This is a genomic window from Parasphingopyxis sp. (assembly GCF_052168295.1).
Taxonomy (GTDB): domain Bacteria; phylum Pseudomonadota; class Alphaproteobacteria; order Sphingomonadales; family Sphingomonadaceae; genus Parasphingopyxis.
Window position 1 is genome coordinate 1 of the sequence record NZ_JBQLZN010000082.1, and the last position, 15,965, is coordinate 15,965.

The 15,965-nt window shown below is 63.4% G+C and carries 15 protein-coding genes; 9 read left to right on the forward strand and 6 right to left on the reverse strand.

The window, feature by feature from the left end; translation table 11 throughout:
- From ACTS1Z_RS13270 to ACTS1Z_RS13285, 4 genes are all read left to right on the forward strand, one after another.
- Positions 1–737, forward strand: a 737-nt coding sequence (locus ACTS1Z_RS13270) for a cytochrome P450 (RefSeq protein WP_442624950.1), incomplete at its 5' end; no start/stop codon positions are given.
- Positions 738–815: 78 nt separating this feature from the next.
- On the forward strand, positions 816–2,090 hold the full coding sequence (locus ACTS1Z_RS13275; RefSeq protein ID WP_442624951.1) for a cytochrome P450: 1,275 nt from the start codon (positions 816–818) through the stop codon (positions 2,088–2,090).
- 1 nt (position 2,091) lies between these two features.
- On the forward strand, positions 2,092–2,379 hold the full coding sequence (locus tag ACTS1Z_RS13280) for a GIY-YIG nuclease family protein (protein WP_442624952.1): 288 nt from the start codon (positions 2,092–2,094) through the stop codon (positions 2,377–2,379).
- A 124-nt stretch (positions 2,380–2,503) separates the two neighbouring features.
- Positions 2,504–3,775 carry a cytochrome P450 gene (locus tag ACTS1Z_RS13285; protein ID WP_442624953.1) on the forward strand — a complete coding sequence of 424 codons (1,272 nt, stop codon included), beginning with the start codon at positions 2,504–2,506 and terminating at the stop codon, positions 3,773–3,775.
- 6 nt (positions 3,776–3,781) lie between these two features.
- On the opposite strand, the gene ACTS1Z_RS13290 is transcribed toward ACTS1Z_RS13285, so the two are convergent.
- Positions 3,782–5,020, reverse strand: a complete 1,239-nt coding sequence (locus tag ACTS1Z_RS13290; RefSeq protein ID WP_442624954.1) for an adenylate/guanylate cyclase domain-containing protein — start codon at positions 5,018–5,020, stop codon at positions 3,782–3,784.
- Positions 5,021–5,090: 70 nt separating this feature from the next.
- A complete protein-coding gene (locus tag ACTS1Z_RS13295; RefSeq protein ID WP_442624955.1) occupies positions 5,091–5,864 on the reverse strand; it encodes an isocitrate lyase/PEP mutase family protein in 774 nt (257 codons plus the stop codon).
- Between the two features lie 218 nt (positions 5,865–6,082).
- On the opposite strand from ACTS1Z_RS13295, the gene ACTS1Z_RS13300 reads away from it, so the two are divergent.
- Positions 6,083–6,535, forward strand: coding sequence for a hypothetical protein (locus ACTS1Z_RS13300; RefSeq protein ID WP_442624956.1), 453 nt, complete (start codon positions 6,083–6,085; stop codon positions 6,533–6,535).
- A gap of 101 nt (positions 6,536–6,636) precedes the next feature.
- Positions 6,637–7,698: an alpha/beta fold hydrolase gene (locus tag ACTS1Z_RS13305; protein WP_442624957.1), complete on the forward strand. Its 1,062-nt coding sequence runs from the start codon at positions 6,637–6,639 to the stop codon at positions 7,696–7,698.
- Here ACTS1Z_RS13305 and ACTS1Z_RS13310 read toward each other — a convergent pair.
- The 3 genes from ACTS1Z_RS13310 to ACTS1Z_RS13320 all read right to left on the reverse strand — a co-directional run bounded on the left by ACTS1Z_RS13310 (position 7,691) and on the right by ACTS1Z_RS13320 (position 10,084).
- Positions 7,691–7,981, reverse strand: a complete 291-nt coding sequence (locus ACTS1Z_RS13310; protein WP_442624958.1) for a hypothetical protein — start codon at positions 7,979–7,981, stop codon at positions 7,691–7,693. The genes ACTS1Z_RS13305 and ACTS1Z_RS13310 overlap by 8 nt on opposite strands.
- A 211-nt stretch (positions 7,982–8,192) precedes the next feature.
- Positions 8,193–8,993, reverse strand: a complete 801-nt coding sequence (locus tag ACTS1Z_RS13315) for a LytR/AlgR family response regulator transcription factor (RefSeq protein WP_442624959.1) — start codon at positions 8,991–8,993, stop codon at positions 8,193–8,195.
- Positions 8,990–10,084, reverse strand: coding sequence for a sensor histidine kinase (locus ACTS1Z_RS13320; RefSeq protein WP_442624960.1), 1,095 nt, complete (start codon positions 10,082–10,084; stop codon positions 8,990–8,992). The genes ACTS1Z_RS13315 and ACTS1Z_RS13320 overlap by 4 nt, the downstream gene beginning before the upstream one ends.
- A gap of 179 nt (positions 10,085–10,263) precedes the next feature.
- On the opposite strand from ACTS1Z_RS13320, the gene ACTS1Z_RS13325 reads away from it, so the two are divergent.
- From ACTS1Z_RS13325 to ACTS1Z_RS13335, 3 genes are all read left to right on the forward strand, one after another.
- Entirely contained in the window at positions 10,264–11,310 is a 1,047-nt protein-coding gene (locus tag ACTS1Z_RS13325) for a substrate-binding domain-containing protein (RefSeq protein ID WP_442624961.1), read from the forward strand.
- Between the two features lie 161 nt (positions 11,311–11,471).
- Positions 11,472–12,170, forward strand: coding sequence for a phosphate signaling complex protein PhoU (phoU, locus tag ACTS1Z_RS13330; protein ID WP_442624962.1), 699 nt, complete (start codon positions 11,472–11,474; stop codon positions 12,168–12,170).
- A 114-nt stretch (positions 12,171–12,284) separates the two neighbouring features.
- Complete coding sequence (locus ACTS1Z_RS13335; protein WP_442624963.1) at positions 12,285–14,387, forward strand: prolyl oligopeptidase family serine peptidase; 2,103 nt, start codon at positions 12,285–12,287, stop codon at positions 14,385–14,387.
- Positions 14,388–14,397: 10 nt separating this feature from the next.
- Here ACTS1Z_RS13335 and ACTS1Z_RS13340 read toward each other — a convergent pair whose 3' ends face one another.
- Positions 14,398–15,807 (reverse strand): OprO/OprP family phosphate-selective porin, encoded by a 1,410-nt coding sequence (locus ACTS1Z_RS13340; RefSeq protein ID WP_442624964.1) that lies wholly within the window; start codon positions 15,805–15,807, stop codon positions 14,398–14,400.
- Positions 15,808–15,965: the final 158 nt, after the last annotated feature.

A 15,965-nucleotide genomic window follows, 5' to 3' on the forward strand; every position in this document is an offset into this window, starting at 1 on the left:
AAGACCGGCGCAAGCTGACCGAATGGTCGGACTGGATGGGCGATGTCGTCGCCGCGATGGACCCCGAACTCGGGCCCATCCGCATGCAGAAGATGTGGGAAGCCGCCGCCTATTTCCAGGAGCTGTGGAAGCAGCGCAAGGCGAGCCCGCCCGCGCCCGATCTCCTCTCGATGATGGCGCATTCGGACGCGCTCGGCGAGATGGACGACCGCAACTTCCTCGGCAATATTACGCTCTTGATCGTCGGCGGCAACGATACGACGCGCAACACGATGTCGGCCTATGCCTATGCGCTGAATCAGTTCCCGGACGAGGCGCGCAAGCTCGAGGAAAATCCCGATCTCGCGGCCAATGCGGGGCAGGAACTCATCCGCTGGCAGACGCCGCTCGCCCATATGCGGCGCACGGCGATGGAAGATTATGATCTCTTCGGCAAGCAGATCAAAAAGGGCGACAAGCTCGTCATGTGGTATATCTCGGCGAACCGCGACGAAGAGGTTTTCGAGGATGCGAACGAGATCAAGTTCGACCGCGAAAACGCCCGGCGCCAGCTCGCCTTCGGTTACGGCATCCATCGCTGCGTCGGCGCCCGGCTCGCCGAGCTGCAGATCCGCGTGCTGATCGAGGAGATGGCGAAGCGGCGTTTGCGGCCCGAAATCACCGGCGAGATCGAGCGGGTGAATTCGAACTTCGTCCATGGCTACAAGAAGATGCCGGTGACGCTGTCGGAATATTGATGATCGTTCGGGCGCTGCCCGGTTTGACTCGCGCGCGCCCGGGCCGGACATTGTATCCGGTCTAACGGGAGACGGGCGATGGCGGCGACTGCAGCAACCGAAACCGAGGCGGTCGAAACCGTTGTCGTCGCCGCGCCGCACCCTTGGGACGTGACCGTTCCCGAGATTTACGCCGAAAACCGCTGGCAGCCGATCTTCAGGGAAATGCGCCAGAAAGCGCCGATCAACAAGGTCACCGGATCGGCCTTCGGCGATTATTGGAACATCACCACGCACAAGCCGATCCAGCATGTCGAGGCGCTGCCGGAAATCTATTCCTCGGCCTCGTCGCGCGGCGGCATCACCATTTACGACAATGCCGATACGCTGCCCGAAGAGCTGCGCCGCGAAACGCCGAGCTTCATCGCGATGGACCGGCCCGAACATACCGCGCAGCGGCGCACCGTCGCCCCGGCTTTCACCCCGGCCGAGATGGAGCGGCTGTCGGGCGATATCCGGAAACGCACGGGCGCGCTGCTCGATTCGCTGCCGCGCGGTGAAAGCTTCGATTGGGTCGATACAGTCTCGATCGAGCTCACCACCGGCATGCTCGCCATCCTGTTCGATTTTCCCTGGGAAGACCGGCGCAAGTTGACGCTCTGGTCGGACTGGATCAGTGATATCGACTATCTCGACGATCTCGACCGGGCGTACGAACGCCGCGAGCATCTGCGTGCGATGACGGCCTGCTTCTCCGATCTCTGGGACCAGCGCGTCGGCAAGGACGAGGCACCCGACCTGCTCTCGCGCATGATCCATAGCGAGGCGATGGCGGACATGGACCGCTATACCTTTATCGGCAATCTCACGCTCTTAATCGTTGGCGGCAACGATACGACGCGCAACTCGATGTCGGCCTATGCCTACGGGCTGGAGCGGTTTGCGGGCGAACGCCGGCGGCTCGAGGACGATCCGGAACTCATCCCGAATGCGGTGCAGGAGCTGATCCGCTGGCAGACGCCGCTCGCCCATATGCGGCGCACGGCCGTGGAGGATCATGAACTGTTCGGGCATAACATCCGCGCCGGCGATGCCGTCGTGCTCTGGTATATCTCGGCCAATCGCGACGAGAGCGTGTTCGACCGGCCCGACGATATCATCGTCGATCGCGAGAATGCGCGGCGGCATCTGGCCTTCGGTTACGGCATCCACCGCTGCGTCGGTGCGCGGCTGGCCGAGCTGCAATTGCGGATACTGCTCGAGGAGATGGCGGCGCGGCGGCTGCGCCCCAATGTGATCGGCGAACCCCAGCGCGTCTCCTCCTGCTTCGTCCACGGCTACCGGTCGATGCAGGTGGAGCTGAGCGAATATTGATGTGGGAAAATCGGGCTATGTCTATCTGATGGCCAATCGGCGCAACGGAACTCTCTATCTGGGCGTAACCAGCAATTTGCCGCAACGAGCCTATCAGCATCGCGGCGGATTGATTGATGGTTTCAGCAAGAAGCATGGGTGCAAGAGACTGGTCTGGTTCGAGGCATTCGATGATTTGAACATGGCGCGTGAGCGGGAACGGCAGATGAAGAAATGGAAGCGAAACTGGAAACTGCGCGTGATCGAGGAGCATAATCCCCGCTGGAGAGATTTGTCGGCGACGCTCTAGTGCTCCTGCGCAGGCAGGAGCCCAGGGTCGCGGGCGATGGCGCCAGCCGCTCTAGACTCCTGCCTTCGCAAGAGCACAGATCCGGTCCGATTATGGGCGAACACCGAATTTAGGAGGAAGAGACATGGCAACTGCGGCGAAACCCGAGACCGAACCGGTCGAAACCATAGTGACCGATGTGAGCGAGACGCCGCATCCCTGGGATGTCAGCGTGTCGGACATCTACGTCGAGGACCGCTGGCAGCCGATCTTCAAGGAAATGCGCGAGAAAGCGCCGATCAACAAGGTCGTCGGTTCCGCCTATGGTGATTACTGGAACGTCACGACTTACAAGGAAATCCAGCATATCGAGGCGCTGCCCGACCTGTACAGCTCGGCCAAGGGCATCACGATCATCACCGATCCCGACAATCTGCCCGACGATCTCAACATCCAGCTGCCGATGTTCATCGCCATGGACCGGCCCGAACATACCGAGCAGCGCCGCGTGATCGCGCCGGCCTTCACGCCGGCGGAGATGACCCGGATGACGGACGAGGTGCGCGGCCGCACGGCGGAGATTCTCGACGCGTTGCCGATCGGCGAAAAGTTCGACTGGGTCGACAGGGTCTCGATCGAGCTGACGACGCAGATGCTGGCCATCCTGTTCGATTTTCCCTGGGAGGACCGCCGCAAGCTGACCGAATGGTCGGACTGGATGGGCGATGTCGAAAGCTCGCTGACGATCGAGAGCCGCCGCGAACAGCTTGAGCATGTCTATGAGGCCGGCGCCTATTTCCAGCGGCTCTGGGACGAACGGCTCGAAAAGGGGGAGGCGCCCGACCTGCTCAGCCGCATGATCCATAGCGAGATGCGCAACATGGATCAGTTCACTTTCATGGGGAATCTGATGCTGCTGATCGTCGGCGGCAACGATACGACGCGCAATTCGATGTCCGGCTATGCCTATGGGCTCGAACAGTTCCCGGATGAGCGCGAGAAGCTGGAGGACGATCCGGAACTGATCCCGGCCGCCGTGCAGGAGATCATCCGCTGGCAGACGCCGCTCGCCCATATGCGCCGCACGGTGACCGAGGATCATCTGATGTTCGGCCATGAGGTGAAAGAGGGCGACGCGGTCATCCTCTGGTATATCTCGGGTAATCGCGACGAGAATTTCTTCGTTCGCCCCGACGATATCTGGCTCGAACGCCCCAAGCCCGGCCGGCATCTCTCGTTCGGTTACGGCATCCACCGCTGCGTCGGCGCGCGGCTCGCCGAGCTGCAGCTCCGCCTGCTGCTCGAGGAGATGGCGAAGCGGCGGCTGCGCGTGAACGTGATCGGCGAACCGACGCGCGTGTCCGCCTGTTTCGTCCATGGCTACAAGAAGATGGACGTCGAACTCAGTACCTACTGAGCGCTTCTACATCTTCACCCGATAGACTTCGGTCTCGCCGATGCCCTTGAGAGTCAGCGTCTCCGGGGGCGCATAATCGACCGCGTCCCTGGTCTGGTGATAGGTTGCTGCTGACACTGCGATGCCGTTGTGATGCGCCGTGCCCTCGATCCGGCTGGCGATGTTCATCGTGTCGCCCCAATAGTCATAGGCCAGCCGACTGCTGCCGATGACCCCGCCGACGACCGGGCCGGTATGGATGCCGACGCGCAGCTTGACGTCCACGCCCTCGGCCGTGGTGATCTCTTCCAGCGCGGCGATCAGCTCGCGGCCGAAGGCGATCGCGGCCAGCGCGTCGCTGGCGGTGGACGCCGTGCCGCCCGATACAGCGAGATAGGCGTCGCCGATCGTCTTCACCTTTTCGATTCCGTGCCGCTCGGCAACTTCGTCGGCGAGCAGGAAGAAGCGGTTGAGCTGCGCGACCAGCTCGCTCGCCGGCATCGTCTTCGCCAGCGTCGAAAAGCCCACGACATCGACGAAGATCACCGACACATTGCTGAAGGAATCGGCGACCGTCTCCCCGCTCTTGATCCGCGCGGCGACATGTTCGGGCAGGACATTGTAGAGCAGCTCCTCCGATCGCCGCTTCTCCGCGTCGAGCGCCATATTGGCGGCGAAGGTCTTGCGCGCGCGCCGGTCGATATCCCAGTTCACGAAAGTCGCGAACACGAAGAAGGTCGAGAAATTGGTGAAGGTGTAGACCTTCGAGATCAATGCGCGATCGGCCTGGATCAGGAAGCCGATATAGAGGAGCAGGATCGTGACCGCCCAGAGCAGGTAGAGGCGGGTGTTCGCGACGAAGCCGATGCTCGCGAACACGACGAGGATTCCCATGTTCACGATCGCCATGCCGAAGCGGGAAATGCCGGTAATCGCCGCCTGCGCGGCCAGCGCCTCGATCAACATGCCCATTGCGACCGTCAGCGCGACGAACAGGACGAGGTCGATCCACGGTTTTTCGATATAGAAGCGCGTGCGGATGACCAGCAGGAAGCTGCCGAGCACGCCCATGAACACCCCGGCCGCGATATTGTATTGGATCACGCCCTCGCGCGGGAAATACATCGGATTGAGCGTCAGGTAGGTGACGAAGGTGAGGAGGCCGATCCAGAGCAAGGCGCGGCTCGCCGGAATGCGCGCGATGCGCTCGCTCTCGACATAGCGGCGCTCGACTTCCGGATCTTCGAAACGATTGATCAGCGCCAACGGTGCCCCCTCCCGGCGTGCGGGCGCGACTATGCCATCAAATATGGGAACGCGCTACGGCGCCGCGGCGTCAGGCGTCGAACACGGCCCGCGCCGCTTCGGTCAGCGCAGCCATCGCATCGCGCCAGGGGCCGGGGCCGTAACTGATGCGTGCGACGCCGAGCTCGGCCAGCCGCCGGGTATCGGGCATCGCATCGAACATCATCACGTTCACCGGCAACGGGCTCGCCTCGCACAGCGCGGCGATCTGGCTCTCATCGGTCAGGCCCGGGGCGAAGAAGCCGCTCGCGCCGGCGTCCGCATAGGCTTTGGCCCGCTCGATCGCCGCGCCGAGGCGTGCATCTTCGTCCACCGTGGCAAGCCCCGCCTTGAGCCACATGTCGGTACGCGCGTTGATGAAGAAATCGACGCCCGCGCGCTCGGCCTCGGCGCGGATCGCCATGATCCGGGTCACCTGCGCGTCGATCGGGTGGAGGCCCGTGCCGCCAATCACCTGGTCCTCGAAATTGATGCCGACCGCGCCGGTTTCGATCATCGCGCGCGCATGCACGCCGACGAGTACGGGCTCGGGCGAATAGGCGCCTTCGAAATCGACCGTGAGCGGCAGATCGACCGCATCGACGATCCGCTCGGCATTGGTCAGCGCCTGCTGCATCGGCAGCGTTTCGGCATCGCTGTAACCGCGCGCGCCGGCCACCGAAGCGCTGCCCGTCGCCAGCGCCTTCGCCCCGGCGTCGGCCACCGCGAGCGCGCTGCCCGCGTCCCAGATGTTGAACAGGATCACCGGGTCGCCGGGCACATGCAGGGCGTGAAAGGCGCGGGCGCGGTCTTGCTGGTCGGTCATGGCTGTCTCCCGAGCGCCGTATTAGCGGATCGGCCGATCGGCGTCCCCTCGAAAGTTGCGATCAGAAGCATCTGCGTTGCCGCGGTTACGTAGCATTCCGTATTCTGGCCAGACGGCGCAGGCGCTACTCCGCCACCAGGCCGAAAAATTTCGGACTCCTGAGGCGGTCGGAGGGATTCTTTCCCTTTGCGGCAATGCCCGATTTGCGGAGGCGCACCATGGCAAAGATCCGTCCCGGACGTGTCCTGCTTGGCGGCCTTGTGGCCGGCCTCATCATCATCGTCGGCGAATATGTGCTGAATGGCATTATCCTGGTGGAACACTGGGCCCGGATGCGGCTGGACTTTGGCATTGGAGCGCCCGGAGCCGCCCAAATAGTAGGCGGCGGCCTGATCACGCTGTCCTATGGGGTGATACTGATCTGGATGTACGCGGCGATGCGCCCGCGTTTCGGTTCCGACCTGAAAACGATTTTGGCCGCGGCCTATACCTTCTGGTTCATCGCCTATGGGCTCTTTTTGCTGTCCGTTTGGACGAACGGTTTCGTCACCGCCGAGATTGCCCTGATTTCGATTGCATGGGGCCTGGTCGAGGCGCCGCTCGCAGCGCTCGCCGGCGTCACGGTTTATCGTTCGGGACAGGGTTCCTGGAGATCGGCCGGGCGATCATGAAGTCGGCACGCTGCGCATTGCGGCGACCGGCATCGTCGGGCGCGGGGTCATCGCCGTAAACGGCAATTGCGGACCGTGACTCAGAGGCGTCGGAGATTTCGATGATCTACGTGATCTTGATCGTTTCAATCATTGCCATTGTGCTGTTCGCAACCGCGCGAACCTTCACGCCGCCCTTTCGCGACGCTGACGGCCGGATCATCGCAACCTCGATCGCCGAGGAAAGACGGATGCGTATCGGCGCCACGAGGCAATATGTCCTGATCCGCGGCCGCGATCGCGCCGCGCCCTTGCTCATATTCATCCATGGCGGCCCCGGTTATTCGGCGATGCCCTTCAACCGGCTCCTGAACGCCGATCTGGAAAACGATTTCCTATTCGTGAACTGGGATCAGCGCGGGACCGGCTACAGCTTCTCAGCGGCGACGGATCGCAGCACGCTGACACTCGACTGGATCGTAGAGGATCTCGACGATCTGATCGACGCCCTCCTGAGCGAGTTCGGTCGCGACCGGGTGCTTCTCGTAGGCCATTCCTGGGGCTCCGTCGTCGGTCTCGAATATGTCGCCCGCCATCCCGAAAAGATCGCCGCCTATGTCGGCGTGGGTCAGGCCACCAACGGGCCGGGCAGCGAGGCGGAGAGCTATCGATGGGCGCTGGACGAAGCGCGTCGTCGCGAGCGCGCCGACCTGACGGCGAAACTCGAAAAGATCGGGCCGCCGCCCTATGGCTCGCTCAAGGACATGTGGGTCCAGCGCCGCGTTCTGACGGAACTCGGCGGCGTGTGGCGGCACGAGCCGCAGTCGAGCCTCCGCTATTTCCTGCGCTACCTCAGCGTTCCGGAGTTCGCCTGGCCCGGTTTCATCAACCTCGTGCGTGCCGGCAAGGTCTCCATGGAGGCGCTGAACGATACACTGTTCGGCTATGACGCGTTCGACGCGCATCCGGCGCTGGATACGCCGGTCTATCTCATCGAGGGCGTCCATGACCGAATCCAGTCCACGCGCCTGGCCCAAGCCTATCTCGACCGGCTCGCCGCCCCGCACAAGGAACTGATCTGGTTCGAGCAGTCGGCGCACATGCCGCACTGGGAGGAGCCCGACCGGTTCAACGAAGAGATCCGCCGCATTGCGGCCGAGGCGGGGCTTTTTTCGCCTACCTAGTGCAGATTGTTTCGAAGACGAGTTGATTGGCATCAACGCCATCGCCGGGTGACGCAGCTATCCTGATTGCGTTTCCGTCGACGAAACCACGGCAGCGCAACGGCAGGCAGATCATGAAGCAATTTCCGCTATTTATCGCGATCGGTGGCGCGGCTGCGCTGATCGGATACACGCTTTCGAGACCGACCGGGGCGCGGCAAGGCGCTTTCACGGAAATGCGAAACAGAGGGATGAAGCGGATGATGGCATCGATGCCCGAAGATTCCCCGCCGAAACTCATCATGTCCATCCTGCCCGAGTTGAGGGAACAGAATGCGAATATCCTCGCCCTTCTCGAGGAGCAGGCGGCCCTCTTGCGCCGATTGGACGCCAGACAGGAGCGCGGCCCGGACAGCCTATGATGATGGCCGGCCGCGCGAACGGTGAAGCAGTAGCCGGGAGTGGCCGGTGCCCGTCGATAGCGTGGCCGCATCTCGGTGGCCGGCCGAGACCAGCTAATGCACGAACCGTGCGACGACGTCCCGGTAGGAGCGCGAGACCTTCACCTGCGCGCCGCTTTCCAGCACCAGGAAGCATTCGCCGTTTGTATGCGGCTTCACCTGCCGCACCTGATCGAGGTTCACGATCGTCGAGCGGTGGACGCGCTGGAAGGTACGCGGGTCGAGGCGCTTTTCGAGGTCCTTCATCGTCTCGCGCAGGATCAGCGTATTGTCGCCGGTATAGATGCACATATAGTCGCCGGCCGCGTCGATCCGTTCGATGCTCTCGACATCGACGCGGAAGATCTGGCCGCGATCCTTGACGTTGATGAGCTTCTCGTAGCGGCTGGCCGACGGCGTCTCGCCCTCCGCCGCGATTTCCTCGGCGGCGTCCGGCGCGACTTCCGACAGCACTTCCTTGAGCCGCGTAATCTCCTCGCTGCTGTTCTTCTCGGCCAGCCGTTCGCGCACGCGGGCCAGCGTATCGGCGAGCCGGTCTTCCTCGACCGGCTTCATCAGATAATCGACGGCCTGCGCTTCGAAGGCGCGGATCGCATGGTCGGAATAGGCGGTGACGAAGACGAACAGCGGCGGCTCGATATCCATCAGCCCCTGGACGACCGAAAAACCGTCGAAGCCCGGCATCTGGATGTCGAGAAACACGACATCGGGCTTGTGGGTCTTGACCGAACGGATCGCCTCGCGGCCGTTGGTGCAGGTGTCGACGATCTCGACATCGTCATGCGGTTCGAGCCGGAGCTGCAGGCCCTGGATGGCGAGCGGTTCGTCGTCGACGATAATTGCGCGGATGGTCATGCGGCTTCCTTTGCCTCTTCGAACTGGAGCGGGATTTCGATTTCGACGCAGAAACCGCCGCCCTCATTCGCTTTAATCTCAAATCTCTGTTCTTCGCCAAACGCCTGGGCCAGACGGTCCCGGATATTGGCGAGCCCCACGCCCGTCGAAGAGTGCCGCGTCACGGCGCCCTCTTGCAAGCCCGGGCCGGTGTCGGACACGGTGATCTGCACCCGGTTTCCGACCTGTTGCGCCGATATGCGGATTTCGGCGCCCTCTTCCTGCGGCGTCACCGCATATTTGATCGCATTTTCGACCAAGGGCTGCAGTAACAACGAGGGCAGCCGGGCCCGCGTCACGCGCGGATCGATGTCGAAACTCGGACGCAGCCGGTCCTCGAACCGCATCCGCTCTATTTCGAGATAGAGCTTCAAAGTTTCAACCTCCTGCGCCAGCGGGACGCGCGCGGTCGGTTCGTTGGCCAAGGTATAGCGCAGGAAGGAGGATAATCGCGAGAGCATGGCGTTTGCGCGCTCGGTCTGCTTCAGCAGCACGAGCGTGGAGATGGAATTCAGCGTATTGAACAGGAAATGCGGATTGAGCTGGTAGCGCAGCATTGCGAGATGCGCGTTCGAGCTTTGCGTTTCGAGGCGCAGAAGCTGGTCATTCTGTTCCTCGATCAGGATATAGAAATTGATCCCGTAGTAGAGGCCCGACCAGGCGACGAGCAGCGTGAAATCCAGGAGGATTGCGCCGAAAAACTGCAATCCCGAGGGCATTTCCCCGCCCCGGTAGAATGCGGTGAAGGCCCAGACCTCGATGAAGGAGAAGATCGCCGAGGCGATCAGCACGACGGTGACCGAGCCGCCCCAGGTGACGCGCGGCGTGCGGTCGATAAGCTGGCGGAAGATCACCGCCATGATCAGCGTCAGGCAGTATCCGGTGGCGGTCGCTATGGCCGTCGGCAGGATGAAGAGCGGCCCCATATTGTTGGCGATGCCGCCCAGCGAGCGCAGGATGAAATAGCCCGACCAGCCGACCGACTGGAGCACCCAGAATGCCCGGTTCTTGTCGACGAAGAACGGCTTTTTGGTCAGGTCTTCAAGCGCCATGGCCTTTATCTAGTCGATTTGAAGGGGTGCGGGAAGCAATTGCGCATCTCGATTGCCCGCGCGGGCGGGGCAAATCGCCGCTGCCATTGTAACCCAGTTGTCACATAGATGTCGCATTAGGCGTCGCAAGGGCATCCGGGTCGGATCCGCCCATCTGCACATCGAACATGGAGGATAATGTGCGCGCTCCCCTTACAGGATTGATGGCGGCGATGGCCGTAACGCTGGCCGCATGCGGCGGCGGAGGCAGCGGCGACGGCGGCGTGCGCGCCATCACGGTCGTCGGCAGCTCGACCGTCTACCCGTTCACCCGCGCCGTCGCGGAGAATTTCGCCCGCAACAACCCCGAATTCGGCTCCCCGGTCGTCGAATCGACCGGTACCGGCGGCGGCATCGAACTCTTCTGTTCGGGCGTCGGCACCGAGCATCCCGATATCGTGAACGCCTCGCGGCGCATGCGGTTGAGCGAATTCGAAACCTGCCAGGAAAATGGCGTCGATCATATCGTCGAACTGCGCGTCGGCATCGATGGGCTCGCCGTCGTGGAATCGGTGGACGGTCCGGAAATGGCGCTGACCCGCGCCCAGATCTACGAAGCGCTGGCCGCTGAGCCCTATGGCGAGGAGCAGACGAACGAAAACTGGTCGGATATCGATCCGTCGCTGCCGAACATTCCGATCCGCGTGTACGGCCCGCCGACGACCAGCGGCACGCGCGACGCCTTTATCGAGCTGATCATGGAAGCCGGGTGCGAAAGCAATCCCGCGATCGCCGCGCTCGAAGAGGAAGACGAAGACCGCAAGGACGAAGTCTGCACCACCGTGCGCAACGACCAGGCCTTTATCGAAGCCGGCGAGAACGACAATCTGATCATTCAGCGCGTGTCGCAGAATCCCGGCTATCTCGGCCTGCTCGGCTACAGTTTCATGGCGGAGAATGCCGACGAAGTCGTGGGCGTGCCGATCGACGGCGTCGATCCGACCTATGAGAGCATCGCCAATTTCGAATATCCGGGCGCCCGGCCGCTCTACGTCTATATCAAGGGCAATCACCTGCAGGCGATCCGGGGCTTGCGCGAATTCGTGGCCGAATATGTGTCCGCCTGGGGCCCCGACGGCTATCTGGTCGACGAGGGCATGATTTCGAACCCCGACGAAACGCGGGCGAATTTCGCGGCGATCGCCGAAGAGATGCGCGCGCTGACCGCCGAGGACGTGCAAAGCTAGCATTTCCGCCCGGAAATCGGCCGTTATCAGAAGGGGCCGGCGCCCTGGCGCCGGCCTTTTTTGCAAGCAATTTCAGGTGTGTGAAATGACCGATTGCCAGAATCGGGCTTTTCGTGTAACATAACTGTAATATTTGTTGCGTTTGGATTGGAGAAATCGCCATGGCGGGCGAAGCGAAACATACGGTATCGGCGTTCGACGACGAGTTGAGCGCCCTGCGCGCCAACATTATCGAACTCGGATGGCGGACGTCGCTGGCGATGGAAGACGCGATCCGCGCGCTCGAACAGCGCGACGCCGGCCTCGCCCAGGCGGTCGTCGACGGCGATCGCGAGATCGATGCCCTGGCGGCGCAGGTCGAGACGGCGGCGGTGAATATCATCGCGCTGCGCGCGCCGATGGCGGACGACCTCAGGACGCTCGTTTCGGCGATCAAGATCAGCGCGATCCTGGAGCGGACGGCCGATTACGCGCGCAATATCGCCCGGCGCGTGCCCAGCATCACCGAGAAATATCCGAAGAAGCTGCGCAAGACGATCGCCGCGATGAACGATGCGGCGAAGGACATGCTCGGCGATGTCGTGCGCGCCTATGCCGATGGCGATGTGGCGCTCGCCCAGAGCGTCTGCGAGCGCGACGATGTCGTCGACGACCTGCATGACGAGCTGACCGAGATGCTGATCGAGTTCATGATCGACAAGCCCGACCGGATCAGCCAGGCCGCGCACCTGCTGTTCGTCAGCAAGCATCTGGAACGGATCGGCGACCAGGCGACCAACATCGCCGAAAAGGTCACCTATTCGGTCACCGGCACGCATCGCAAGACCGGCGAAACCGAGAGCGAAAAGCTGGCCGCCTGAGCCCGTTGCCGGACCGCCGCTGGACAAGCCTTTCGGCGGTCTGATAGCCAGACAGGCGGGCGGGAGTGCGGCATGAGTTGGCGTTGTTCAACGCGATCGGCAATATCGCTATTCGTGGTTTTTTTCGCGGCGTACTTTGCGACGAGCGGCGCGCGGGCAACCGACTATCCCCCTACGCGCACCTCCGACAGTTCCGACCAGATCCAGGGTGTGGACCTTCTCAATCCCTTCGCGTGGCTCGAGAATCTCGATTCCCCCGAAGTCGCCGCATGGGTAGCGGCGCAGGACGCGTTCACGCTCGCCAGTCTTGCCCAGCCGATGCGGGATTCGGTCATCCTGCGCGCCCGGATGCGGCGATACGACGAAGCCCGTCAGATCAATACGCCCGAACGCCGGGGAAACCGGTTCTTCTTCCTGGCGGAAGATGCGGGACGGGCCGGACGTTCGCTCTACATCCACAGCGATGGCGTGGACCGGGTCATCGCCGAGCCGGGCGATTTCGCACAGGCCGGATTCGGTAGCGCGCAGATCGCGGATTTCCGGTCGTCGCCATCCGGCCGTCTCGTCGCCATTTCCGGTGTCGAAGATGCGACCGGACGGCGCATCGTGCGAATTCTCGATGTCGAAACCGGCGCCTATCGGCCTGACACTATAGAAGCGGCCCGGCTTGGCGATGAGCCATGGTCGGCGGACGAGCAGGTTCTGTATTTCGCGCGGTCGGATGCGGATGCCGGTGGCAGTGCGTGGCGCAGGCGACTGGGTTCGGACGACGAGCATCGGCTGGCGGGCGGGGAAGGCCGGCGATATCGCCTTTCCTACTCCCAAGACCTGGGAGGAGCGGTCATCGTCGAGCGCAATGTCTCCGGCCGGTCCCGCGCATGGTTCGCGGCTGCGGACCGGCCGGCAGCCGCTCCTGTCCTGATGATGGAGGCTGACGGCGCCTTGACCTTTATCGGCGCCGTCGGAGATCGCGGCTTTTTCTATGAAAGCGGCCGGGACCGGATCGTGGCGACGCGGGGCGCGCCGGGCCGTTACGAAACTGTCGAGATCATGGATAGCGCGGCACTTTCGGTAACGAGCGCGCATATCCATGGCGGGCGCCTGGTCATCAATGGGTTGGACGCCGGGGCTCCGGCGATTTTCGTCCATCGTCCCGACGGAACCCATCTGCGCACCTTTCATCCGCCCTTCGGCCTGCTCTGGACCAATTTCCCCGCCGGGCGCCCGGCGATTTTCGGGAGCCCGCAATCGCGGTTCGCCTATGCGAACTCGATCGCGCTCGAATCCCCGGGCGTCTATGAAATCGATCTGGAAAGACTGGAAATGCGGCCCTGGCGTTTACGCGCGGGTGTCGCGCCCGGCGCGGTATCGATCGTCCGCAGGAGCTATCGCTCGGCCGACGGCCAGGAGATTCCGATCGTGCTTGCGCATCGTCGCGATGTTGGACTGACGGCCGCCGACAGGCCGCCCGACACGCCTTCGCCGCCAGTGCTGATGTGGGTTTATGGCGCGCATCGCTACACCGCCATCCCCTTTTTCAATGGCTTCTTCCGGACTTTTATTGACGCGGGCGGGGTGCTCGTCATGCCGCAGGTGCGCGGCGGCGGCGCGTTCGGCGCGGCGTGGCACGCGGCCGGCTCGCGGGCGAACAAGGCCAATACCGTCGCCGATACGATCGCCGCGCTGCAATGGCTGCGGGCGGAAGGAATCGCCATCCCAGGGCGGATGGCGGTGCTCGGCAACAGCGCGGGCAGCGTTCCCGCCGCGATGGCGGGTATCCGCCGGCCCGATCTCGTCGATGCGCTGATTCTCGAAATTCCGCTCTCCGATCTCATCCGCCATGCCCGGTGGAGCAGCGGCTGGGCGACGGAGTTCGGCGTGCCGGACGTGCCCGAGGAGTTCGAAACGCTGCGCGCCGTGTCTCCCTATCAGGCCTTACAGGAGCCGCGGCGATTGCCGCCGACGCTCATCTTCGCAGGCGAGAATGACACGGTTTCGCCGCCGCATCACGCCTACAAGCTGGCCGCCGCGATGCAGCGCGCGCAGACCGGCGATGGGCCGATTCTCCTCCGTCTGGTCCGCGGTGCGGGCCACCAGATCGGCGTGGACGCCGCGCAGCGGATGGAAAGCCAGTCCTATCAGCTGGCATTTCTTACGGATGTACTGGGCCTCGAAGCGGCCCGGATCGCGCCGGCGTCAGCGGGCGACGCGCAATAATGGCGCCTGCCTAAAAATCCACCTCGGCGCGAATACCGATGACGTCGACGCTGTAGTCGGTATCGAGGCCGGCCGGGATCGCCGCGTCGTCATATTCGATATTCCCGTAGTTGAGCGACAGGCGCGCATAGTCGATCGGCGTCCAGATCAGCGAGGCGGCGATCAGGTTTTGCTGCCCGCCCAGCACGCCCGCATCGTTGAGATCGAGATAGTCGTAGCGAACATTGAGCTGGATCGCGCCGATGCCGCCTTCGTCGACGGTGCGCGCGGGCCGCGTCCGGTTGAACCGCCCGCCCGAATAGCCGCGGGAATCGCCGGATGTGAGGAAGATGCCGGCCTCCGCATAGCCGCCGAAAAAGGTCGGATCGTCCATGCCGAACAGCTGGGCCTCCAGCCAGTGCACCTCGGCGGCGGCGTGGAAGCGGCCGGAAATCACCGCCGCTTCCAGGCCGTAGCTGGTCTCTTCCTCGACCGGCAGCACGGGCGTTCCGATAAACCGCGTATCGGTCGTCGCGACGAGCGGGCGCTGGCGATAGCGGGCGCCGGGCTGATCCTGCAGGTCGCGCCAGTGAAACGAGCCGCCGAAATGGAGCTGCGTGCCATCCGCCAGCTCGGGATAATAGACCGCGCGCGTGTCGAACGAATAGGCATTCGTTTCGTCATTCGTCAGATCGTCGAGGTTGGAGGTGAACACCCCGCCGTCCCAGCGGAAATCCTCGCCTGTGTAGCTGATGCCGAGGCCGACCCGGCGCTGGAAGCCGAAGGCGTCGGTAAAGGCCGCGCGCTCGATAAAGCTCGAAAAGCGGCTCGAGGTCAGCTCTTCGAGCGACTGGAAGGGGTTGAACTGGCCGAGCGTGATCTCGACATCTCCAGCCGCGTAGCTGATCAGCGCGTCGGTCACCTCGACTTCGTTGTTCGCGAAATCGATCTCGAACTTGTATTCGAACCCGCCGGGGATCGCACCCTGGAAGCCGATCCGCCCGCGCCGCAGCGAATTGGACCAGCCGAGGCCCGGATCCATGATCGCGTTCGGCGCATCGACGTAGCCGAAATCGTACATCAGCCGGCCGAAGGGGCGGAAGTCCCAGCCGTCCGCGGTCCGCGTCCGCGTGGCCGCGCCGTGGGTGATGCGCGGCTGGGCGGCGACGGCTTCGCTCGCTTCGGTGGCGGCGGCCTGCGCGTCGTTTGCGGCGGTCTGGGCGGCCGCGGCCGTCGCGTTCGCCTCGGCCGCCTGGCCCGCGACCTCGGCCTGCGTGCCGACAAGCTGTTCGACCAGCGCCTCCAGCGTCTGCACCCGGCCGCGCAATTCTTCCAGCTCGGCCTGCATCTCCGCGCGCGTCGGCGCGGGCTGGGCAAGGGACGGTGTGCTCGCGACCAATGCAGCGGCGGAGGCCGATAGGCCCAGAACGATCTGTTTCATTTGGATGACGCCTCGATGACAGTTTCGCCCCGCCTCTATGACGGAATTATGACATCAGGATGATGCAGGCGTTGCAGTTTTGTTACGCAGAACTCGTTCGTCAGAATTTTCCTCTCGGAAAATCGCCGCACCGGCCCACTCCCCCTCCCGGCCTCCCA